Here is a 22,689-nt window from a genome sequence, read left to right on the forward strand (position 1 = left end):
TGACGATGCTGCACTTCACCAGCGACCAGTGGGTTCAGTGGCTCGGCGTCTATTTCTGGCCGATGCTGCGCATTCTGGCGCTGATCTCCACCGCCCCCATTCTCAGCGAGAAATCGATCCCCAAGCGCGTTAAGGTGGGGCTGGGCATTATCATCACCATTATCGTCGCCCCTTCCCTGCCACCCGTGAATATTCCCATCTTCTCGGCTAACGCAATATGGGTCGCTTTACAGCAGGTGATGATTGGCGTCGCCGTGGGCTTTACCATGCAGCTCGCCTTCGCCGCCGTGCGCACGGCCGGCGAGTTGATTGGCCTGCAGATGGGGCTATCGTTCGCCACGTTTGTCGATCCCGGCAGCCATCTCAACATGCCGGTGCTGGCGCGCATCATCGATCTGCTCGCCATGCTGCTGTTTCTGTCGCTCAACGGTCATCTGTGGCTCATCTCCATGCTGGTGGATACTTTCCATACGCTGCCGATCGGTGATAACCCGGTCAACAGCAATGCCTTCCTCGCGCTGACCCGCGCGGCGGGGCTGATCTTCCTCAACGGTCTGATGCTGGCTCTGCCGATCATCACCCTGCTGCTCACCGTCAACCTGGCATTAGGCTTACTGAACAGAATGGCACCGCAGCTCTCGGTGTTTGTGATTGGTTTTCCGCTAACGTTGACGGTCGGAATTTTATTAATGTCATTACTGATGCCACTTATCGCCCCCTTCTGTGAACATTTATTCGGCGAGATATTCAATCTGTTAGCGGATATTGTCAGCGAATTGCCACGTAAATAATAGTCCTCACGATCGCTATTGTCTTTCTGAGGATATTCCTAAAATAAAACGCGAAAAACATCTTCCAGGATATATCTGACGCGGTTTAAATGTTTCTAACCACCTCACAATACTTAATATTTACTTTACTTTAAGAAGATTCCTGGCAAATTATACGTAACTTTACGGGATAGTGAGTCCGCCTGAAAGTCTTTGTCATGCTCACAGGTTTATTATTTTTTTCCATCCCGTATGGCTGTTTTGAGCTCTCAGGCAGATGGTGAATTATCGTTACGCATTGAGTGAGGGTATGCCATGTCAACGATCATTATGGATTTATGCAGCTACACCCGGCTAGGGTTAACCGGGTACCTGGCAAGCAGAGGGGTAAGAAAGAGAGACATCAACGATGCACACACCGTTGAAGAACTCGCAGCCGCTTGTGACGAACTCAAACCAGGCGTGGTGTTTATTAATGAGGACTGTTTCATTCACGATCCAGCCAACAGTCAGCACATTAAGCAAATCATTAATCAACATCCAAAAACCCTGTTTATTGTTTTTATGGCGATCGCGAATATCCATTTCGATGAGTATTTGTTGGTCCGTAAAAATTTATTGATCAGTTCTAAGTCGATTAAACCCGAGTCGCTGGATGACATTCTGGGTGATTATTTGAATAAAGAAGTTAAAAATGTAGGAGCGGTTAACTTACCCACCCTTTCATTAAGCAGGACTGAATCAAGTATGCTGCGAATGTGGATGGCTGGACAAGGAACTATTCAGATCTCTGACCAGATGAATATTAAAGCGAAAACCGTTTCGTCACACAAAGGAAATATTAAAAGGAAAATTAAAACGCATAATAAGCAAGTGATCTATCACGTGGTACGTCTGACCGATAATGTGACGAACGGGATTTTCGTCAACATGCGTTAGTGGCTTAAACCCCTTTGCACCCTACCTTTGATCTCTGGCCTGGCCAGAGATTTTTGCTTTTGCGGACGTGGTCGGGCACGCGCAATGCCACCCGACGCCGTACTACTCCGCTTTCTCAACAAAAATGCCGTCCGGATGCCCCAGTTCGTTAAAAAACCAGATGCCGAGCGGGTAGTCTTCCAGTGAGACCAGGTACATTGTGCCTTCACTAAACTCTTCAATTGCCAGCACCACCCCCGGGCGGCGCGGTCCACCGTCCGTTTTAACGGTTACCCGATCGTTGACCTTCATACATTCCTCCTCTGGTTTTGAGCCAGTGTAGAACAAAACGCAAAAACACACATCGCCGCACGGCGTGAATGGCGTTTTTATACGCAGTCTATACTTACCGTGGACACGGTTTAATGAGGAGCCCCGTAATGAAGACCGATAAAGAGTACAGCGACACCATCAAACGCGAGGTCGAGGTGGATGTCGATGCCCTGCTGGCCGCCATCAATGAGATCAGTGAGTCAGAAGTCCGCCGCACGAACGATGGTTCGGACCACGTCATTGTTAACGGGAGGGATTATCACACCTACCGCGAGCTGGCGGAGGCCTTCGAGCTGGATATTCATGACTTTAGCGTGTCTGAAGCAAATCGTTAGCACGAAAAAAATCCCGGTCATGGGGATGGCCGGGATCAAAACTTGCTTATGCAAGAAGCACTTGAAAATTCGTTACACCAGGAAATCTGATGTACAAACAACACTATCCCCAACGATTTTGCATGACAAGCATATATTCTTACGGCGAATATAATATTTTTAACATAATCGTTTTGGTTATGAGCAACAACATACGCCGAATGCGGGTTTGGCTGGATCAGTTCTTCTCAATCCGGTTAAAGCCCAGATATTTTTTTAGGAATATTCTTAGATTAAGGCTCATTCGTTTTCGGGAGTTACTATGCTTTCACTCCGGGGTCCCCTGCTGATTTTTTCCGATCTGGATGGATCGCTGCTGGATATTCATACCTATGAGTGGCAGCCCGCGATGCCGTGGCTGGATAAACTGCAGGATAACCAGGTACCGGTGATTCTTTGCAGCAGCAAGAGCGCGGCAGAGATGCTGGATATTCAGCAGGATCTGGGTCTGGAAGGGTTACCGTTTATCGCTGAGAACGGCGCGGTGATTCAGCCTGACGTGCGCTGGGAAATGGGTCAGCGCCACATCAACGGCATGACGCACCGGGAGATTCGTCCGCTTATTGAGCAAATCCGCCAGCAGGCGGGCTTCAAATTCACCACCTTTGACGACGTGGACGAACGCGTCATTAGCGAATGGACGGGGGTGACCCGCTACCGGGCGGCGCTTGCCCGCAAGCATGACGCCTCCGTCACGCTCATCTGGCGTGATTCCGACGAAGCCATGGCCCGGTTTGAAGCGGCGCTGGCGCAACGCGGGCTGAAATGCCTGCAGGGAGCCCGTTTCTGGCATATTCTCGATGCCGGCTGCGGTAAGGACGTTGCGGCTAACTGGCTAATCGCGCAGTACCGTGAACGGGAAAATATTGAACCCACGACCCTGGGGCTCGGCGATGGGCCGAACGACGCGCCGCTGCTGGACAGCGTGGACTTCGCGGTGGTGATTAAGGGGATAAACCGCCAGGGTGTTAAGTTACGGGACGATAACCCCCGCCGGGTTTATCACACCCGGCAGGCGGGACCGCTCGGCTGGCAGGAGGGGCTGGATCACTTTTTGTTATGATCGTGCCAGACAACCCGGTTACGTCCGTCCTGTTTAGCTTTATATAACCGGGCATCCGCGACGGACTGCAGCTGTTCGAAATCGTAATTTCCGTTTTCCCGGGCGCTGCTGACGCCGAGTGACGCGCTGATGCGCAGGGTCGTACTCTTCTTCACCAGAATCTCCTTGCTGTTGATTCGGCAGCGAATACGCTCCGCGACGCCTCTCGCCTCCTCAAGACCGAGCCCCGGCAGGACGATACAAAACTCTTCCCCGCCCACGCGTCCTGCCACGTCGTTTTTACGCAATGCGCTGGAAATCAGCCCTGCCGAGTGGGAAAGCACCTTATCACCGGCCTGGTGACCGAACCGATCGTTGACGCTTTTAAAATGGTCGAGGTCTAACTGAATGACCGAGAACGGCAACGACTGTTGATGACACTTCTTCGCCAGCAGTTTCGCGCGTTCGAACAGCGCGCCGCGATTATTCAGGCGGGTTAGCGGGTCGTGCCAGGCCTGCCACTTGAGCAAGTGCTGCAGCGTATACATATTGCTGACCATCCGGCGGATCACCAGCCACGAAATCAGCAGCATCGCGGTAAAGAGCGCCCACAGTAATGCCAGTACGATACTGATGCTGCCGAAGTCGCCCTGTACCCCTTCCTGCAGAGTATGGACACGCAAAACCAGGCCATCAAAATGATCGAGCCGCTGCCAGCTAATGAAACGGCTGCCGAGGCGGATGCCACCACCAGTATCGTGCTCGATCGCCTGCGCTATCTGCGCGAGTTCGCGTTCATCGAAATGGTTCACCTGTTTATCTGTCTTTTCAGAGGAGGCAATCATATTGAGCCGGGAGTCGTACAGCTGATACTCCCCCTCCGTACGGTCGTCCGTCGCCTCTGCCAGCAGGCGTTGCATCGTATTCAGCGAGAAATCCATCGCCACCACGCCATACCAGTAGTGATTGAAATAAATGGGGACGCTGGCAGTGATCGTTCGCTCGTCACCGGTCCAGGATGACGGCGTGGAGATAAACCAGCGCACCGCGCGGGAGCGATTGTTACGTTCCGACTGCTGGGTAAACCAGGACTGCGTGACCAGGTGATAATAGCGGGGGATAATATCGCTCGCCTCTATTAGCGTGTCCGTCGAAAGATAAAACCCGGCGCGTGAAACGTAGATCACCCGCGATTCACTATGCCTGCTCGACGTCGCCAGCCTGAGCAGATAACCCACCTCAAGCGCGGCTGAAATTTCATTGCTGATGCGTTCAGCGTCCCGGTTCAGAATCGACGTTTTTTCAACAAACGCATCCGAGACGCCGTTAATCGGAAGTGTGCGATTTCTATCAACGAGGAGCTGCCAGGTGGGACGCATGCGTAATGCGTTAAAGTGCGATACTGCATCGTGCAAAACATTGAAGGCCAGCGGCGTCTGTAGCGCATCGCGCATGCTCTGGCGAAATAACAGCATTTTATCCACGCTGTACTGCAGCTGCCTGTCCAGCGAGCTGGCCACGGTTTCCAGGTGGTTGCGCTGGCTGGAGATATACGCCTCTTCGAGGACAACCACTTCACGCCAGGTCAGGAGGGTTGAAAATACCAGAACAGTGATAAAACAGAGGTTAACAATCAAACCCGGATTGCTACGCTTATGCAGCCATTGCAGAAAAGATCGTCTTACAACAAAGGTATCGCGCTGCACACACACTCCCTGATTACTGCCTTACACCCGGTACTTCAGTTAAAAACGCCCGGCAAAGCCGGGCGTTATGTGATTAAGCCTGATCGTGCTTGCGCTGGCCGTCACCCGGCTGAAGCTCATCTTCACGAAAGGCTTCCTGCTTAATGCTGTAGCCATCATGCCACCGACATTCCACCATTCCGCTGGAATACCCGGTGACAATCATGCGCGGGCCGCCCTTCTTAGGCTTAACTTCATCACTGACCAAAAAGACCATACCTGCCTCCTGTATCAGGGTGAAACTGTTTCAATTTAGACGAGGAATGGTCTTTTTGCACCCTGCGACGGGTAACAATTAGTGCGCCGTACCGCGCATTTTTTCGATCAGTTTCACCGCCGCCACCACGATAGCGCCAACGATAAAGCCCAGCACCAGATTAAGCAGCGTGGGCAGAATCGCTGCCACCACGCTCCCCTGCGCCGAGGCGAAATGTTCGATGGCATGGTGCAGCGGCGCAATGCCGTGGACCACAATGCCGCCGCCCACGAGGAACATCGCCAGGGTCCCCACCACGGACAAGCTCTTCATCAGCCACGGCGCCAGCGTCAGTAAGCCTTTGCCGATGCCTTTAGCCACCGCGCTGGATTTCTCCTCCAGCCAGTAGCCGATATCATCCAGCTTCACGATCAGCCCGACCAGGCCGTAAACGCCCACCGTGACCAGAATGGCGATCCCGGAGAGGATCAACACCTGATTCAGCAGCGGCGCATCGGAGACGATGCCCAGCGTAATGGCGACAATTTCAGCCGAAAGAATAAAGTCGGTGCGAATGGCGCCTTTGATTTTATCGCGCTCGAAAACTTTCGGATCCTGCGCGGCAAGCGCTTCAAGGCGCTGCTGGCGCGCCTCCGGGGTATCCTTCTGCTTACGCGAGCTCAAAGAGTGCAGGACCTTCTCCACGCCTTCGAAGCACAAGAATGCCCCGCCAATCATCAGCAGCGGCGTGATGGCCCAGGGGATGAATGCGCTGATCAGCAGCGCCAGCGGCACCAGGATCACTTTGTTCAGAAACGAGCCTTTTGCCACACCCCACACCACAGGCAGCTCACGGTTAGCCCGTACCCCGCTCACCTGTTGGGCGTTAAGCGAGAGATCGTCCCCCAGCACCCCTGCGGTTTTCTTCGCCGCCAGTTTCCCCATCACGGAAATATCATCCAGTAAGGTGGCAATATCATCCAGCAATGTTAATAAGCTACTTCCTGCCAAAATGGTGATCCTTCTTTTTTTGGTAATTAAGTGAATAGTATGGAGCAAAAGCGCAATCGCGGAAACAGGCAGCTTTCGTCAACAAAAAATTCACATCAACTACACAATTAAAGGGCTCGCCAGCGCGATAGTTTTCGCGTTTACTATCAGCGACCTTTTTATTTCGTCGTGAGGGATTATGCGTTTCCGGCAACTGCTTCCGCTTATCGGGGCACTTTTTTCGCTGTATATCATCTGGGGTTCCACCTATTTTGTCATTCGCATCGGCGTGGAAAGCTGGCCGCCGCTGATGATGGCGGGCATTCGCTTCCTCTCGGCGGGTGTGCTGCTACTGGCCTTCCTGCTGCTGCGCGGGCATAAGCTTCCACCGCTCCGCCCAATGCTGAACGCCGCCCTGATAGGCCTGCTGCTGCTGGCGGTGGGGAATGGCTTTGTGACCATTGCCGAGCACCAGAACGTACCGTCAGGGATCGCCGCCGTGGTCGTTGCCACCGTACCGCTGTTTACCCTCTGCTTCAGCCGCCTTTTCGGCATCCGCACCCGCAAGCTGGAGTGGCTGGGGATTGGCATCGGCCTTGCCGGCATCATTCTGCTTAACAGCGGCGGTAACCTGAGCGGGAATCCGTGGGGCGCAGTGATTATCCTTATCGGCTCGATGAGCTGGGCGTTTGGTTCCGTATACGGTTCGCGTATCGAGCTGCCGACCGGCATGATGGCGGGGGCAATAGAGATGCTTGCGGCTGGGATTGTGCTGCTGCTGGCCACAGCCCTGACGGGAGAGGAGCTGACTACCCTGCCGCCGTTGTCGGGCTTCCTGGCGGTAGGCTATCTGGCGCTGTTTGGCTCAATCATCGCCATCAACGCCTATATGTTCCTGATCCGTAACGTCTCGCCGGCGGTCGCCACCAGCTATGCCTACGTCAACCCGGTCGTGGCCGTGCTGCTCGGCACCGGGCTTGGCGGTGAAACGCTCTCTCCGGTTGAGTGGTTAGCTTTAGGGGTGATTGTTTTTGCCGTCGTGCTGGTGACCTTAGGCAAATATTTGCTGCCGGCAAAGCCCGTGGTTACGCCTTGCGAGGTGGAGAAACCGTAAGCGCGTGGATCCCCTGCGTGTCGATCTGCGCGGCCTGGCCGCCGCCGCAGATCCACTCTTCCAGCCGTTCGCTCAGATCGGCATCGTTCAGCTTTAACCGCCCTTTCAGCGCACATTCCCAGACGATCAGCACTCTCCAGCCCTGCGCGACAAGCGTGGCGAGATCCCGCGCGTCGCGTTCAACGTTCTTGCCAATCTTCTCCAGCCAGAAATCGGTGCGCGTTGCCGGGACTTTAAACAGGTAGCAGTCGTGATGATGCCAGAAACAGCCGTGGGTGAAGATAATGCACCGATACGCGTCAATGACGAAATCCGGGCGACCCGCAAGCGCGGGATCCTGCACGCGAAAGTCGAAGCCCGCCTGCGTCAGCAGCCCGGCCAGACGCTTTTCTATCGCGGTGTCACGTGTGCCGATGGCACGCATGTTTTTGCTGCGCGTGGCCTTATCGTGAACGTCCGTCATTGACGGCCTCATCCTGGCGGAGCGCCACCGCCTGTCTGATGCGCGGGGCCAGCAGTTTTGCCACCGCCGCGAACGCGGGCACCACCACCGAGTTACCAAACTGACGGTAAGCCTGAGTGTCCGAAACCGGAATGCGGAAGCGGTAGCCCTGTGGCGTTTCAAAGCCCATCAGCCGGGCGCACTCCCGCGGCGTGAGGCGCCGCGGACGGTGACGCTGGTTTTGCGGATCGTCGAAATCTTTCTCGCCCAGCGCTTTATCCCAGCCTCTGTCGATCAGGATTTCCGCGCCGTCTTTATAGTAGCGAGCGGACAGCGTGCGGGTCACGCTGTGCGGATCGTTTGGGTTCACCATGCCAAACCCGAAGCCGTTGCCTTTGGCCTGATGCTTTTTGGCATAGCGGTAGAGGTATTTCCACAGGATTGGGGTAAGGATAAATTTCGCGTCGACCACCGGCTCCAGCAGGTCGGCAATCGTTGGACGACGCTCGGGGTATAAGGAGGGAATATCCCGCAGGGTGAAATCCCCCTTAAGATTGAGATCGCGGCGGAAACCGACGAGCACAATGCGTTCGCGATGCTGGGGCAGGAAATGTTTCCCGTCGATAATTTTCGGGTCATCCGCGCCCATGTCCCCGGAATCAGCCACGTCATAGCCCAGCTCGTCCAGCGTCTGCATGATAATGCGGAAGGTCTTTCCACCGTCATGGCTCTTTAAGTTCTTGACGTTTTCCAGCACGAATATGGCCGGGCGACGGGCGTCAATGATTCGGGCCACATCGAAAAACAGCGTTCCCTGCGTATCGCAGGCAAAACCGTGGGCACGCCCGAGGGCATTCTTTTTGGAGACGCCGGCCAGCGAGAAAGGCTGACACGGGAAGCCCGCCAGCAGCACGTCATGCGCCGGAATCGTCTGGCGAATGTGCTCGGCGGCTTGTTCATCCGTGACGCCGCTTTTATGGCTCAGGGTAACGTCGCGGATATCGGCGTTGAAATGATGTTCATGCGGATCGCAGTACCAGTTCGCTTTATAGGTGCGTACCGCATGTTTGTTCCACTCGCTGGTAAACACGCACTGACCGCCGATAGCTTCAAAGCCGTGCCGGATGCCACCGATGCCGGCAAACAGATCGATAAAGCGGAAGGCATAGTTCGGGTGCGCGGCAGACGGACGCGGAAGCAGGTCTTGCAGATAACGAAACTCGCTTTCGCTCAGGCGGCGCCCTGCCCGATCGCTGGTCAGCAGTCGCTTAAGGATGGCCGGGCTCCAGTGGCTCTCGCCGTGCGCCACCAGCTGGTTTGCCAGCGTTTTAGCGTCATAAATATCCAGCAGCTGGCGCAGTAATGCCTGCACCGTTGCCGTTGACTTCTCAGCCTGCTCTGGCGCGGGCTCTGTCACTGATCGATTTTCCTGCATTCTTTTAACCGGGCAATAAAGACTGGAAACAGATTACCACAGTTCACTTTCGCAAACTGCGACGGAAGCGGTGTTGAATCTGGCTATCCAGCCCGATGCAGTCGCCCTGTAATTCGGCACTGAGTTTCGCCATAAACTGAATCAGAAAATCGGCGTTGTGCTGCGCGAGCTCGCGCCCGACGTCGGTTTGCATTGTATCAGGCAAGCGCAGCAGCTTGGTCTGAAAATGATCGAGCGCAAACGCCCGGTCATCAAGCGGGCGCGCGTCGGCAAACGGATCGTCCGCGTTAAAAAGCGGTACTCCCAGCGCACCTGACACGGCAAACACGCGCGCCAGGCCAATCGCCCCCAGCGCCTCCAGACGATCTGCATCCTGGACAATTTTGGCCTCAATCGTGGACGGCGTCAGGCCGGCGCTAAAACTGTGCGCCTCGATGGCGTGCTCCACGGCGGCATAGCGATCGGACGGGAAGTCAGGGAAATCGCGGTGCAGAATGTCCCGCGTTCTGCGCGCAGCCAGACGCGACGACTGGCTGCGTTCAGGATGATTTTTCGGCAGGCTAACGATGTCGTGAAAATAGCAGGCGGTCAGGATCGTCAGCGGGTCGACGTGGTGATGAACCATGATTTTCTGTGCCGTCAGCCAGACGCGGCGGAAGTGTGAAATATCGTGCGCGGTGTCATCGGTCGCGTGATGTTCATCAAGCCAGGATTCAAAGCGCTGCTGCCACTGTATGAGTTCCATCATCCTTTCCTGTTACGAAAATGGGCACTGAATTATAACATAGCTAAATAAAATAAATTAAAAAATAGAACCCCGAAATACTTAATAATAATTACCCGCAATACTTTCAAGCGATTAATTCATTTGAAAAATAAAGAGATTTTTGGAAATATTTTGTAATATTTTCACTGGTTTAATTACATTTATTTTTGAACCAAATTCACGAGCCATAGAATAGTATCAGACACGTAATTACGGAGGGTGATTACATATATTCATATAAATTATCTTTAAAGGGAATATATAATGAAAAGAAAAGTTCTGGCAATTCTTGTACCCGCATTATTAATGGCTGGCGCGGCAAACGCGGCTGAAATGTATAACAAAGACGGCAATAAAGTTGACCTGTACGGCAAGGTTGACGCGCGTCATACCTTCTCCGACAACGCGGGCGACGACGGCGACGAAACCTACGTGCAGATTGGTTTCAAAGGCGAAACACAGATTACCCGCGATCTGGTCGGTTACGGTCAGTGGGAATATAAAACCTACGCAAATGATACCGAAGACGCCGGGGATACCTCTTTCAACCGTCTGGCCTATGCGGGCCTGAAATATGGCGAATACGGCTCATTTGATTATGGCCGTAATTACGGCGTCGTGTATGACGTTGAAGCCTGGACCGATATGCTGCCGGTATTTGGTGGCGATTCCTACACCTGGACTGACAACTATATGGTTGGCCGTACCAACGGTGTTGCGACCTACCGTAATAATGATTTCTTCGGTCTGGTTGATGGCCTGAACTTCGCGCTGCAGTATCAGGGTGCTAACGAAGGCGCAAACGCTAACGAAGATCAGGAAGGCACCAAAAACGGTCACGACGACGTACGCTTCCAGAACGGCGACGGCTTCGGTATGTCTACCACCTATGACTTCGACTTCGGTCTGACGCTGGGTGCGGCGTATTCTTCCTCTGACCGCACCAACGATCAGGTTGCTTATGGTGCGGGCAACTATAACCGCTTCAGCAAATACGCAGGCGGTGACCGTGCAGACGCATGGACCGTTGGCGCAAAATATGATGCTCAAGGCGTCTATCTGGCAATGATGTACGCGGAAACCCGCAACATGACGCCGTACGGCAGCGACGGCATCGCCAACAAAACGCAGAACTTTGAAGCCGTAGCGCAATACCAGTTTGACTTCGGTCTGCGCCCATCCCTGGCGTGGGTCTATTCCAAAGGCATCGATCTGGGCGGTAACGATTATCACCCACGCAATGGCTATGACTATGTAGACCAGGATCTGGTTAACTACATCGACCTGGGCATGACCTACAACTTCAACAAGAACTTCTCCACCTACGTTGATTATAAAATCAACCTGCTGGACGAAGATGACGCCTTCTACAATGACAACGGTATTGCAACCGATGACATTGTTGGCATCGGCATGATCTACCAGTTCTGATCCCTGAAAATGCTAAAGCCCGCATTTGCGGGCTTTTTTGTTTCAAGGGACACTATTTTACGGCGCTTCCTGCAGCGCCACGCGGATAAACCCGTTATTCTGCACCAGCAGCTCATGGGCTTTCCACGCATCCAGACCGGTCAGCACCATTAACACCGCCGTTTTACAGTGGTGGTTACAGCTCTCCAGCGCGGCCTTTGCCTGCGCCCGGGTGCATCCTCCCGCCTCCATCACGATGGCGATCTGCCGTTCGGCCCATTTGGTACTGCTTCCCTCAAGATCCACGCGCAGGTTGCTGTAAACGCGCCCGGTGCGAACGGCCAGCGCGGTGGTAATCATCGAGAGGATCATTTTTTGCGCGATCCCCGCCCTGGTATTGCGATACCCGGCAACCACATCAGCCCCAAGCTCTGGGACAATTACCATGCTTGCCAGCTGTGCTGCTTCACTTTGTGCATCACCGGTGATGACCGCAACCGGCGCTCCCAACGACCACGCATGCCGCATTGCCCCCCAGACCCACGGCGTTTTTCCGCTGACGGTCACGGCAAGCATCATATCGTGCTCATCAAATTTAATGGCCTGCAGATCAGCCACCCCGCGCTCGTAGCTCCCATCCCCCTCTTCTGCCGTCACGGCAATTACCGGCGTTTTACCCGGCGCATACTCATCTGCAGCCTGTTGTGCGGCGCAGCCCGACGGTCCTGCCCCGACAATGACCAGACGGCCGCCGTGGTTGAGCGCCGAGGCGGCGTTATCCACCGCGCGGGCGATTGTCGTTAAGCAGGGGGTTATAGCAGCAGAAATGCGTGCATCTTCCTCATGGATAACCTTCAGCATGTCCAGCGTGGACAATCTATCTATATTCATCGTGCTGGCGTGCCGTCTTTCCTTGACTGAACCGGTAAGCGTAATGCTCATAAACAGCCTCCTTATTATGAGTACCCACACACTATAAAGTGTTTTATATAGATGACCTGCGAGTGGGGTCACGAAAAGAAGAGTAAATCGACGCTTTTACATGGCTTTAAGAAAAGCCCATCATCAGCGATAATCACTCCCTTTCTTAATCATCGCGGAGTGTTGATGAGCGATTTGCAGCCTTTCCCTCTGACGCGCAAGCGCCCCATGAAACTGTACACGCTGGTCACGTTGATGGTGTCCGCGATTATCGCCTCGGTGTTGCTGGTAGTTTTTGCGCTCTATTCCGTGCAGATCACCCGGGCGACCCGCGATGATGTAAAAGATACCGCTCTGGGCATCGCGCGCACGCTGGCCGACAGCCCGGAGATCCAGCGCGGCCTGATGCAGTCGCCGCAGGCCGACATCATTCAGCCCATCGCCAAAGCCGTCACCCAACGCAACGATCTGCTGCTTACCGTGGTGACCGACATGCGGGGGATTCGCTACTCGCACCCGAACGAGGCGCTCATCGGCCTGCATTTTATCGGCAACGATCTGGAACCCGCGCTGGAAGGCAAAGAGAATGTCTCGGTTAACCGCGGCGCCCTCGCCGAGGCGCTTCGCGTTTTCACGCCGGTCTATGACAGCCAGCACGATCAGATCGGGGTCGTCGTGGTCGGGATCTCCCTCAAAAAGGTGGAAGACCAGATAGCCCGCGGGCGGCTCAACGCGCTCTGGACGATTTTGTTCAGCATCTTTATGAGTTCGATGGCGATTTGGGGTCTGGTACGGGTGCTGAAGCGCATTCTTTTCGGGCTCGAACCCTATGAAATCTCCGCCCTGTTCGAACAGCGCCAGGCGATGCTGCAGTCGCTTCGCGAAGGGGTGCTGGCCGTCGATATTCACGGCCGCGTGACGATGATTAACCACGCTGCCAGAGAGATATTACTTCTTCCCTCCGGCAAGCAGACCGAAAACACCAGCGAGCCGCTGCTGGCAAACCTGCGTGAGGTATCGAAAACCGGGATTGCGCGTCAGGATCAGGAGATCAGCTGCAACGGACGACTGCTGCTCTGCAACATGGTGCCGGTCAAAAGCCAGAATCGGGTGATCGGGGCTATCAGCACCTTCCGCGATAAAACGGAAATCAGCCAGCTGATGCAGCGTATTGATGGCATGGTCAACTACGTCGACGCCCTGCGCAGCCACACGCACGAGTTTATGAATAAACTGCATGTGATCCTGGGCCTGCTGCACATGAAGCGTTACGACAAGCTGGAGGAGTACATCATCCAGACGGCGCATAATTACCAGACGGACATTGGCACGATCCAGAGCAAGGTAAAGTCCCCGGTCGTTGCCGGGTTCCTGCTGGGTAAAATCAACCGGGCGAAAGAGGCCGGCGTCACCCTGACCCTGGCGGATGAAAGCCTGATACCGGATACCGGCAGTGAAGAGCAGGTTGCGGTGCTGATCACCGCCCTGGGTAACTTAATCGAAAACGCGCTCGACGCGATGGCAGGACAGCAGGAAGGCGAGATTGGCCTGCTGCTGCATTATCAGAATGGCTGGCTCAGCTGCGAAGTCAGCGACGACGGCCCCGGCATTGATCCCACTCAGCTGGAGGCTATTTTTACTAAGGGGTTCTCAACAAAAGGTGAAAACCGCGGCGTTGGGCTGTTCCTTGCTCGCCAGCAGATCCAGAACCTGGGCGGCGATATTACCGTCGAGTCTGAGCCTGGCGTATTTACCCAATTTTTTGTTCACATCCCCTGGGATAGCGAGAGGAATATCGCGTGATAAATGTATTAATTGTCGATGATGACGCCATGGTAGCCGATCTCAACCGTCTGTACGTCAACCGTGTTGAAGGCTTCAGCTGCTGCGGCGTCGCCTCCACGCTCAATCAGGCCAGGGCCTTTATCAATAACCCCAGCCAGCCTGTCGATCTGGTGCTGCTGGACGTCTACATGCAGCAGGATAACGGGCTGGATCTGCTGCCCGATATTCGCGCGTCAGGCCGCCCGATTGATGTGATTATGATCTCCTCGGCCGCCGATGCCGCCACGATCCAGACCTCCATCCACTACGGCGTGGTGGATTATCTGATAAAGCCGTTCCAGTTCCCGCGCTTTGAAGAGGCGCTGAACGGCTGGAAGGCAAAGCACAGCCTGATGGGCTCGCACCAGTATTACGAGCAGGCGGACGTCGACAGGCTGATCCACGGCGGCGCGCCGGAGCTGGCGGACACTAAAAAATTGCCGAAGGGGTTAACGCCGCAAACGCTGCGCACGATTTGCCAGTGGATTGATGGCCACCCGGAGACGGAATTTTCCACCGACGATCTGGCTAACGCAGTCAATATCTCCCGCGTCTCCTGCCGTAAGTACCTGATTTGGCTTGCGCAGATCAACATTCTGTTCACCAGCATTCACTACGGCGCCACCGGGCGTCCGGTGTATCGGTACCGCTTACAGCCGGAACAGATCGGGCTGCTCAAACAGTACTGCCAATAACGCGGTAGCTCTCGTCCAGAAGGGTAAAACGGAAGTGGTGCATCGAGGAGATGACCACTTCTTTTGTTTTGGTCACAAAGATAGCTTCAATATCGGGGCGCGCGCGCAGGGCGGCACAGCCCTTTTCTACCCCCATGCCGAACATCAGCGTGGTCCAGATGTCGCCGTCAATGGAGTCTTTTGAAATGATAGTGACGCTCTCCAGCTCGTTGTCGAGCGGATACCCGGTGCGCGGATCGAGAATATGGTGATAGCGCTTGCCGTTCTGCTCGAAGTAGCGCTCGTACGTTCCCGAGGTCACCACGGAGAGGTTCTCCACCGTCATCGCACCGATAAGCGCGTCACCGGCAAACGGTTTTTTTAGCCCCACGCTCCAGCCCCCTTCCGGCGAGCCTAACGTCTGGATGTTTCCGCCGAGGTTGATCAGCCCCAGCCCAGCGCCCTCTTTGCGCAGGTAGTCCCGCACCCGGTCGGCGATATAGCCTTTGGCGATGGCCCCCAGATCAATCTCCATCCCCGATCTGGTCAGAAACACGCTGGTCTGCGCCTCATCAAGGATGACCTCCTCGGGCCGGGTTATCGCCAGCAGGGACGCAATGTCATCGGCAGGCGGAACGCTGTCTCCCTGAAAGCCAATCTTCCAGCGCTTCACCAGCGGGCCGATCGCCAGGTTAAACGCGCTGTCTTTTAGCAGGCTTGCCGCTTTGGCACAGCGGATCAGTTCAAACACCGGACGACTGACGGCAACCGGATGCTGGCCCGCCGCATGGTTGATGTCCATCACCTGGGAATGCGCCCGGTTAACGGTGAGGAGATCTTCGTACTGTTTGATCAGGCGGAAAACGCGGGACGCGAGGGCTTCGTCATGGGAGAAGAGCTTCAGGAGAATGGGCGAGCCCATCAGAACGGCGGAGTAGCTGTAAACGCGATGGCTATCAGGCATTGCATGTGTCCTCAGATGTAGCCCCGGCAGGCACCGCGCCGCCGGGGAGACAGGAGCCTTACGTTCTTTTTGAGCGCATCGCCGCCTGATGTCCTGCAAGGGTACCAAAAATAATAATATCCGCCACCGCGTTACCGCCGATACGGTTGCCGCCGTGGATCCCCCCGACCACTTCACCCGCCGCAAACGCCCCCGGCAGTACGTTGTGGTTGCTGTCCAGCACGCAGGTTTCGGTGTTGATGGTCACGCCGCCCATGGTGTGGTGCACGCCTGGCGCAATCTGAATAGCGTAGAAAGGCCCTTCGTTGATAGGCGCACGCAGCGCGGTGGTACGACCAAAATCGTCATCGTGCTGTTTTTCAACGAAACCGTTGTAACGTTCCAGGGTCGCGAGGAAAGCGTGGTGATCCATACCGAGCGCTTCCGCCAGCGCTTTTGGCGAGCTGGCGCTGGTCACGAAGCCTTTCGCAATATACTCATCCGCGGCTTTGTTTTTGGCACGTACGTGCTCGTCAAAGACGATGTACGCGTATTTCTCCGGCAGCGCGATGATTGACGCCGAGACTTTATCGCGGGTCGACATTTCGTTGTAGAAGCGCTCCCCTTTCTGGTTGACCAGAATCGCCCCGCCCCCGCGGATGGATTCGGAAATCAGGTACGAGGTGTTCTGCTCAACCGTTGGGTGAATTTGGATTTCGCCCATATCCACGGTGCCCGCCCCGATGCGCTCCAGCAGCGCGATGCCGCCGCCGGTTGCCCCTTTGTGGTTAGTGGTGACGAACCCTTCCAGATCCGGACGGTATTTGACGACCATCTGGCTGTTGGCGCTGAAGCCGCCCGTCGCCACGATCACGCTTTTCGCTGCCACGGTGACGGTTTCGTTCTCTTCAGTGGTCAGGCGAACCCCGGTCACTTCACCGTTCTCGAAGATGATGTCGCTGACGGAGGTATCCAGCATCACCTCGATGTTGCGTTTGTTGACGTTACGCACCAGGCCGCTGATCAGGTAGCCCCCCACCGCAGAACCGTCTTTTGGACGGTGAGTACGGTCGATGCTCATCCCACCGGTGGTGGTGATGTCGTTCAGCATGATGCCGCGCGTTGCCAGCCACTCAATCGCCTGCGGCGCGTTCTCGACAAAGCGGCGCAGCAGTTCAGGGTTGTTCTTGTTGCCGCCGCCTTTCAGGCTTTCCTGGTAGAACAGCTCTTTGCTGTCCTGAATGCCCTTCACGCGCTGGAAGCGGGTTTCAGCGGCATTCATACCGGCAGAGGCTTTAATGGTGTTCCCGCCGATGGTTGGCATTTTCTCGACAATCAGCACGCTCGCGCCTTCGTCGAGAGCCTGAATTGCCGCCGCCAGACCGGCGCCGCCGCTGCCGACTACCACCACGTCCACGCTGCGGGTTTCGTTCGGGTCAACGCCCTCTTCCGCTGCCAGCGCTTTGCTGGATTTCAGCATCGCTTTAGAGACCGCTTTCTTCACCGCTTCACTCTGGCTGGTTGCACCGGTGATGGCATCCACGTGCGGGGTATTGGCGTCAAGAATGCGGGTACGGATCTCTTCAAAGCTGGTGACGAATTCAACGTCATCGCTCGGGCCGGAGGCCAGCTCGATGTCCGCAATGCGGTCGGTTTCCAGGCTGACGTTAATCACCAGTTCGTTCGCGTCGTCCTGCACCTTCTCGGTGAACATGCCCGGTTTGAATTTCGATTCGCCCATGCTCATGTCGCGGATCATCGCTTCCACCAGCGAGAAGCGCCACAGGGGTTCAGGAATGCTCAGTTCCTCGCGTTTGGTGCTGTCCATAAACAGCTCAAGGCTTTCACCCGCCGCGATGCGGTCGGTCCAGTCCGGGTAGGCAATAGTGGCGCGGCCAACGGCAATCAGGTCGTAACCGTGGTCCAGCGCTTCATTCACGTCTGACGCATTCACCACGCCGCCCACGCCCATCACCGGAACCTGCGCCAGCGTTTCAGAACGCATCGCGCAGTATTTTTCGATCAGCGGCGTCGGGTCCTGGGTGTCGACAATAGACGGACGCAGGGTCGCGCCGACGGAGAAGTGCAGGTAGTCCACGCCGCGCGCCGCCAGTTTTTCCAGCAGGTACATGGTGTCTTCAAATCGGATGCCCGGCACTTCCAGCTCTTCAGGGGAGAAACGGTAGCCAATAATAAACGCGTCGTCCGCGTACTGGCGCACCATTTTGTGGGTGATGTCCAGCACCGCCAGCGGGAACTTCGCGCGATTGTCGCGGCTGCCGCCCCACTCGTCGTCGCGCTGGTTAGAGTTTGGAGAGTAGAACTGCTGAATCAGGTAGGTGTTCGCCCCGTGGATTTCCACGCCGTCAAAACCGGCCTGGATGGCGCGGCGCACGGCTTCACCAAACTTGCCGATCATGCCTTCCACTTCTTCGGCGGTCAGGGCAACCGGCGTTGCGGCACCGTCACGCGGCGCGGCCACGGCGCTTGGGCCAACCGGGGTACGGCCACCGATCAGTTTCGGATCAACCATGCGGCCACCGTGGTAGATCTGCAGCAGGGCCTTAGATCCTTTGGATTTAATGGCCTCGGCGATTTTCGCCAGCCCGGCGATTTTCTCGTCGTTATCAATACCAATTGCGCCCGGGAAGGCGAGGCCGAGATCGTCGACGAAGCAGCACTCCACAATGATGGTGCCAATGCTGCCGGAACGGGCCCGATAGTACTCCACCAGCTCGCTGGTGACGGTGCCGTCATAATAGCCGGTACAGGTGGTCATAGGGGCCATTAACAAACGGTTTTTCAGTTCAGTGCCATTCGGTAATGTGAAGGGGCTAAGAATGCGTTCGTTAGTGCTCATAATAGAAACTCCAAACTTTTAAAAATTGAGAATTCGTTATCGGATTGATTTTTTATTTCGTCGTTTTTTGCCGATGTCATGATATTAATATAATGATTTTTTTAGTTTCTAAAGTTATTACGTTAGTTAAAAAACTATTTAATCCCTGTGATAACACTAATAATACATTGGTGTTAGCGATTGTCATTCAAGCATTCACAATATTTTAAAATACGTTAAATAAAAAATGGTAAAACCATTTCACCTTAAACCAAAAACATTCTTTAAAATCATATGAATAGGCGTCATTAAAATTTCGAATTGTTATAGAAATGATAAAACAAACCCGCAAAAAAGATAATAACCACATACGCCAGAGTGGTTATTAATAAAAGCATAAAAATAACGCTGCAATTCTGTTTTTTTGATCTCGATCAATAGTCATGGCATTTAAAAGCGCAATATAAAAACATCATCATTTTTTAATTTAACGCACACAAAAAAGCGTTAAATCGCTATTACTGAAAATACAAAAACGCACCTTTAATAACTAAAAAAAGCAAAGAAACTTAAGGAAGCAATTTTGACTTTTCAGTGCGACCGAATTTTTGACAACTTAAGACGTGAAACTATGAATACAAAAACTGCTGTAACGCCCCCTGTGGCGAACCAGGCATCAAATGGAAACGCAAAACGTCTGCTGATGATGGCACTGCCCGTCATCGTCGCCGTACTGCTGCTGTTTGTTCCGGTACCGGAAGGACTGCCTCCTTACGCGTGGCACTACTTCGCCATCTTCGTCGGCGTGATCGTCGGTCTTATCTTCGAACCCCTGCCGGGCGCGGTGATCGGCCTGACCGGCGTGGTCGCCATTGCCCTGTGCAGCCAGTGGGTGCTGTTCAGCCCTGAACAGCTGGCTGACCCGAAATTCAAGCTGGCGGGCGCCTCCTTTAAGTGGGCAGTGAGCGGGTTTGGTAACTCCACCGTCTGGCTGATTTTCGGTGCCTTTATGTTCGCCGCGGGCTACGACAAAACCCGCTTCGGCCGCCGTCTGGCGCTGATTCTGGTGAAGTACCTCGGCCGTCGCAGCCTGACGCTCGGTTACGCGATTACGTTTGCGGACCTGCTGCTGGCACCGTTCACTCCGTCCAACACCGCGCGCAGCGGTGGGACCATCTACCCGATCATCGCTAACCTGCCGCCGCTGTACGGTTCAAAACCCAACGACCCAAGCGCGCGTAAGATTGGTTCTTACCTGATGTGGGTGGCGATCACCGCGGCCTGTATCACCAGCTCAATGTTCCTCTCCGCCCTCGCGCCGAACCTGCTGGCCCTGGCGCTGGTGAAAAGTACGGTTGGGATCGACATCTCCTGGGGTACCTGGTTCCTCGCCTTCCTGCCGCTGGGCATCCTGCTGATCCTGACCATGCCGCTGCTGGCCTACTGGTTCTACCCGCCAGAAGTGAAGGTGAACAACGAAGTGCCGCTGTGGGCGACCCGCGAGCTGGAAAAACTGGGCAAACTGTCCCGCAATGAGATCCTTCTGCTGGTGTTCGTATGCTGCGCGCTGCTGATGTGGATCTTCGCCGCCGCGTGGATTGAACCCGCGATGGCGGCCCTGCTCATCGTCGGCCTGATGCTGTGGACCGGCGTGCTGGAGTGGAACGATATCACCGGCAACAAAGCGGCGTGGAACACCTTCGTCTGGTTCGCCACCCTGGTGGCGCTGGCGGATGGCCTCTCCTCTACCGGCTTTATCAGCTGGTTAGGTAAAGAAGGCGGCCTGCTGATGAGCGGTATCTCTCCGGGCGTGGCGACCATCGTCCTGCTGCTGGCGTTCTACCTGCTGCACTACCTGTTTGCCAGCACCACCGCGCACACCACGGCGCTGCTGCCAGCGATGCTGACCATCGCCTCCACCATTCCGGGCATGAATATGGAAGTGTTCGTTCTGCTGATGGTGACCTCGCTGGGCGTGATGGGGATTATCACCCCGTACGGTACTGGCCCAAGCCCGATTTACTACGGTAGCGGCTACCTGCCAACCAAAGACTACTGGCGCCTCGGCACCATCTTCGGTGCCATCTTCCTGGCGGCCCTGCTGCTGATTGGCTACCCGTGGATGTCCATGATGTTCTGATTCCTGACCGCCGGACTTCTCCTCCGGCGGTTTTATTTTTGTGGAGCAATACTATGTCGAATAAACCGTTTTTTTATCAGAACCCCTTCCCTCTTTCGCATGACGACACCGAATACTACCTGCTGACCAACGAGCATGTCTCCATTGCCGAATTCGACGGCCAGGAAGTGCTGAAGGTGGAGCCCGAAGCCCTGACCCTGCTGGCGCAGCAGGCCTTCCACGACGCCGCATTTATGCTGCGTCCTTCCCATCAGAAGCAGGTCGCCGCCATTCTTAACGACCCGGAAGCCAGCGAGAACGATAAGTACGTTGCCCTGCAGTTCCTGCGTAACTCTGAAATCGCCGCCAAGGGCGTGCTGCCAACCTGCCAGGATACCGGCACGGCAATCATTATGGGTAAGAAAGGCCAGCGCGTCTGGACCGGGGGCGGTGACGAAGCGGCCCTGAGTCAGGGCGTGTATAACACCTATATTGAAGACAACCTGCGCTACTCGCAGAATGCGGCGCTGGATATGTATAAAGAGGTGAATACCGGCACCAACCTGCCCGCACAGATTGACCTCTACAGCGTCGACGGTGACGAGTATAAATTCCTGTGCATGGCGAAGGGCGGCGGCTCTGCCAACAAAACCTATCTCTACCAGGAAACCAAAGCGCTGATTACCCCGGCGAAGCTGAAAAACTACCTGGTTGAGAAGATGCGTACCCTGGGGACCGCAGCCTGCCCGCCGTACCATATCGCGTTTGTTATCGGCGGCACCTCAGCGGAAGCCACGCTGAAAACCGTGAAGCTCGCCTCCACCCGCTACTACGACGCGCTGCCAACCGAAGGCAACGAGCACGGCCAGGCGTTCCGCGACGTTCAGCTCGAACAGGAACTGCTCCAGGAAGCACAGAACCTCGGCCTCGGCGCGCAGTTCGGCGGGAAATACTTCGCCCACGATATCCGCGTGATCCGCCTGCCACGCCACGGTGCCTCCTGCCCAATCGGCATGGGGGTCTCCTGCTCCGCCGACCGTAACATCAAGGCGAAAATCAACCGCGACGGGATCTGGATTGAGAAGCTTGAGCACAACCCGGGTCAGTATATTCCTGAATCCCTGCGCCAGCAGGGCGAAGGCGACGTGGTGAGCATCAACCTGAACAAGCCGATGAACGAGATCCTTGCCCAGCTTTCCGCGCATCCGGTCTCTACCCGCCTGTCGCTGAACGGCACCATTATCGTGGCGCGCGACATTGCCCATGCGAAGCTCAAAGAACTGCTGGATAACGGCGAAGCGCTGCCGCAGTACGTCAAAGATCATCCGATTTACTATGCGGGTCCGGCAAAAACCCCGGAAGGCTACGCGTCTGGCTCACTCGGCCCGACCACGGCGGGGCGCATGGACTCGTATGTCGACCTGCTGCAAGCCCACGGCGCGAGCATGATCATGCTGGCGAAAGGCAACCGCAGCCAGCAGGTGACCGACGCCTGCCATAAGCACGGTGGCTTCTACCTGGGCAGCATTGGCGGCCCGGCGGCGGTGCTGGCGCAAAACAGCATCAAGAGCCTGGAGTGTGTGGCCTATCCTGAGCTGGGTATGGAAGCGATCTGGAAAATTGAGGTGGAGAACTTCCCGGCGTTTATTCTGGTGGATGACAAAGGCAACGACTTCTTCCAGCAGATCCAGAACAAGCAGTGCAAAGGCTGTTCACAGCGCTGAGATTTTCCATAACGCCAGCAGCAGCGACAGCAACTTGTTAATTAACTCCTGCTGTCGCTGCCCTGTATGGAGAATAGTTTTCTTATTCTCCATACACACCATACAAACGC

The 22,689-nt window shown here is 55.3% G+C and carries 19 protein-coding genes and 1 pseudogene; 10 read left to right on the top strand and 10 right to left on the bottom strand.

Annotated features, from left to right (window positions below; all coding sequences use genetic code 11):
• Positions 1–5 precede the first annotated feature (5 nt).
• A pseudogene (gene fliR / locus ACTJI7_RS08395) lies at positions 6–798 on the top strand (flagellar biosynthetic protein FliR); the annotation flags it as partial.
• A 287-nt stretch (positions 799–1,085) separates the two neighbouring features.
• Positions 1,086–1,709, top strand: a complete 624-nt coding sequence (gene rcsA / locus ACTJI7_RS08400) for a transcriptional regulator RcsA (RefSeq protein WP_013097740.1) — start codon at positions 1,086–1,088, stop codon at positions 1,707–1,709.
• Between the two features lie 102 nt (positions 1,710–1,811).
• On the opposite strand, the gene dsrB is transcribed toward rcsA, so the two are convergent.
• Positions 1,812–2,000 carry a protein DsrB gene (dsrB, locus tag ACTJI7_RS08405; protein ID WP_013097741.1) on the bottom strand — a complete coding sequence of 63 codons (189 nt, stop codon included), beginning with the start codon at positions 1,998–2,000 and terminating at the stop codon, positions 1,812–1,814.
• A gap of 128 nt (positions 2,001–2,128) precedes the next feature.
• Here dsrB and yodD point away from each other — a divergent pair, with 128 nt between their 5' ends.
• The gene (gene yodD, locus ACTJI7_RS08410; RefSeq protein WP_028013707.1) at positions 2,129–2,356 is read left to right on the top strand and encodes a YodD family peroxide/acid resistance protein; all 228 of its coding nucleotides are present in this window, start codon (positions 2,129–2,131) and stop codon (positions 2,354–2,356) included.
• 301 nt (positions 2,357–2,657) lie between these two features.
• Positions 2,658–3,458: a mannosyl-3-phosphoglycerate phosphatase-related protein gene (locus ACTJI7_RS08415; protein ID WP_136485476.1), complete on the top strand. Its 801-nt coding sequence runs from the start codon at positions 2,658–2,660 to the stop codon at positions 3,456–3,458.
• On the opposite strand, the gene dgcQ is transcribed toward ACTJI7_RS08415, so the two are convergent.
• From dgcQ to ACTJI7_RS08430, 3 genes are all read right to left on the bottom strand, one after another.
• Positions 3,443–5,143: a cellulose biosynthesis regulator diguanylate cyclase DgcQ gene (dgcQ, locus tag ACTJI7_RS08420; protein WP_440670251.1), complete on the bottom strand. Its 1,701-nt coding sequence runs from the start codon at positions 5,141–5,143 to the stop codon at positions 3,443–3,445. The genes ACTJI7_RS08415 and dgcQ overlap by 16 nt on opposite strands.
• Before the next feature lie 73 nt (positions 5,144–5,216).
• Positions 5,217–5,399, bottom strand: coding sequence for a YodC family protein (locus ACTJI7_RS08425; RefSeq protein WP_028013710.1), 183 nt, complete (start codon positions 5,397–5,399; stop codon positions 5,217–5,219).
• A 78-nt stretch (positions 5,400–5,477) separates the two neighbouring features.
• Positions 5,478–6,392, bottom strand: a complete 915-nt coding sequence (locus tag ACTJI7_RS08430) for a DUF808 domain-containing protein (RefSeq protein WP_169804339.1) — start codon at positions 6,390–6,392, stop codon at positions 5,478–5,480.
• Positions 6,393–6,567: 175 nt separating this feature from the next.
• Here ACTJI7_RS08430 and yedA point away from each other — a divergent pair, with 175 nt between their 5' ends.
• Complete coding sequence (gene yedA / locus ACTJI7_RS08435; RefSeq protein WP_440670249.1) at positions 6,568–7,482, top strand: drug/metabolite exporter YedA; 915 nt, start codon at positions 6,568–6,570, stop codon at positions 7,480–7,482.
• Here the strand turns inward: yedA and ACTJI7_RS08440 are convergent.
• The 3 genes from ACTJI7_RS08440 to ACTJI7_RS08450 all read right to left on the bottom strand — a co-directional run bounded on the left by ACTJI7_RS08440 (position 7,454) and on the right by ACTJI7_RS08450 (position 10,104).
• A complete protein-coding gene (locus tag ACTJI7_RS08440; RefSeq protein WP_048959268.1) occupies positions 7,454–7,945 on the bottom strand; it encodes a very short patch repair endonuclease in 492 nt (163 codons plus the stop codon). The two genes, yedA and ACTJI7_RS08440, sit on opposite strands and share 29 nt — an antisense overlap.
• A complete protein-coding gene (locus ACTJI7_RS08445; protein ID WP_136485472.1) occupies positions 7,926–9,341 on the bottom strand; it encodes a DNA cytosine methyltransferase in 1,416 nt (471 codons plus the stop codon). Before ACTJI7_RS08445 ends, ACTJI7_RS08440 begins: the two co-directional genes overlap by 20 nt.
• Positions 9,342–9,402: 61 nt before the next feature.
• Positions 9,403–10,104 carry a phosphohydrolase gene (locus ACTJI7_RS08450; protein WP_136486887.1) on the bottom strand — a complete coding sequence of 234 codons (702 nt, stop codon included), beginning with the start codon at positions 10,102–10,104 and terminating at the stop codon, positions 9,403–9,405.
• 285 nt (positions 10,105–10,389) lie between these two features.
• Between ACTJI7_RS08450 and ompC the strand changes: the two genes are divergently transcribed.
• The gene (gene ompC, locus ACTJI7_RS08455; RefSeq protein ID WP_047367847.1) at positions 10,390–11,556 is read left to right on the top strand and encodes a porin OmpC; all 1,167 of its coding nucleotides are present in this window, start codon (positions 10,390–10,392) and stop codon (positions 11,554–11,556) included.
• 57 nt (positions 11,557–11,613) lie between these two features.
• On the opposite strand, the gene ACTJI7_RS08460 is transcribed toward ompC, so the two are convergent.
• A complete protein-coding gene (locus ACTJI7_RS08460) occupies positions 11,614–12,477 on the bottom strand; it encodes an N-acetylmuramic acid 6-phosphate etherase (RefSeq protein WP_063154963.1) in 864 nt (287 codons plus the stop codon).
• A gap of 165 nt (positions 12,478–12,642) precedes the next feature.
• Between ACTJI7_RS08460 and ACTJI7_RS08465 the strand changes: the two genes are divergently transcribed.
• Both ACTJI7_RS08465 and dcuR read left to right on the top strand, forming a co-directional pair.
• Positions 12,643–14,259 (top strand): sensor histidine kinase, encoded by a 1,617-nt coding sequence (locus ACTJI7_RS08465; protein WP_063154964.1) that lies wholly within the window; start codon positions 12,643–12,645, stop codon positions 14,257–14,259.
• Entirely contained in the window at positions 14,256–14,975 is a 720-nt protein-coding gene (dcuR, locus tag ACTJI7_RS08470) for a two-component system response regulator DcuR (protein ID WP_028013719.1), read from the top strand. Before ACTJI7_RS08465 ends, dcuR begins: the two co-directional genes overlap by 4 nt.
• On the opposite strand, the gene ACTJI7_RS08475 is transcribed toward dcuR, so the two are convergent.
• The gene (locus tag ACTJI7_RS08475) at positions 14,956–15,918 is read right to left on the bottom strand and encodes an FAD:protein FMN transferase (RefSeq protein ID WP_063154965.1); all 963 of its coding nucleotides are present in this window, start codon (positions 15,916–15,918) and stop codon (positions 14,956–14,958) included. The two genes, dcuR and ACTJI7_RS08475, sit on opposite strands and share 20 nt — an antisense overlap.
• Positions 15,919–15,976: 58 nt before the next feature.
• On the bottom strand, positions 15,977–18,757 hold the full coding sequence (locus ACTJI7_RS08480; RefSeq protein ID WP_063154966.1) for a flavocytochrome c: 2,781 nt from the start codon (positions 18,755–18,757) through the stop codon (positions 15,977–15,979).
• A 610-nt stretch (positions 18,758–19,367) separates the two neighbouring features.
• On the opposite strand from ACTJI7_RS08480, the gene ACTJI7_RS08485 reads away from it, so the two are divergent.
• Positions 19,368–20,876 carry an anion permease gene (locus ACTJI7_RS08485; protein WP_023325580.1) on the top strand — a complete coding sequence of 503 codons (1,509 nt, stop codon included), beginning with the start codon at positions 19,368–19,370 and terminating at the stop codon, positions 20,874–20,876.
• 53 nt (positions 20,877–20,929) lie between these two features.
• Positions 20,930–22,579 (top strand): class I fumarate hydratase FumA, encoded by a 1,650-nt coding sequence (gene fumA / locus ACTJI7_RS08490; RefSeq protein ID WP_063154967.1) that lies wholly within the window; start codon positions 20,930–20,932, stop codon positions 22,577–22,579.
• The last annotated feature ends 110 nt before the right edge of the window (positions 22,580–22,689 follow it).

Origin of the sequence: Enterobacter sp. 22499 (genome assembly GCF_052044815.1) — a bacterium.
GTDB classification, from domain to species: domain Bacteria; phylum Pseudomonadota; class Gammaproteobacteria; order Enterobacterales; family Enterobacteriaceae; genus Enterobacter; species Enterobacter bugandensis.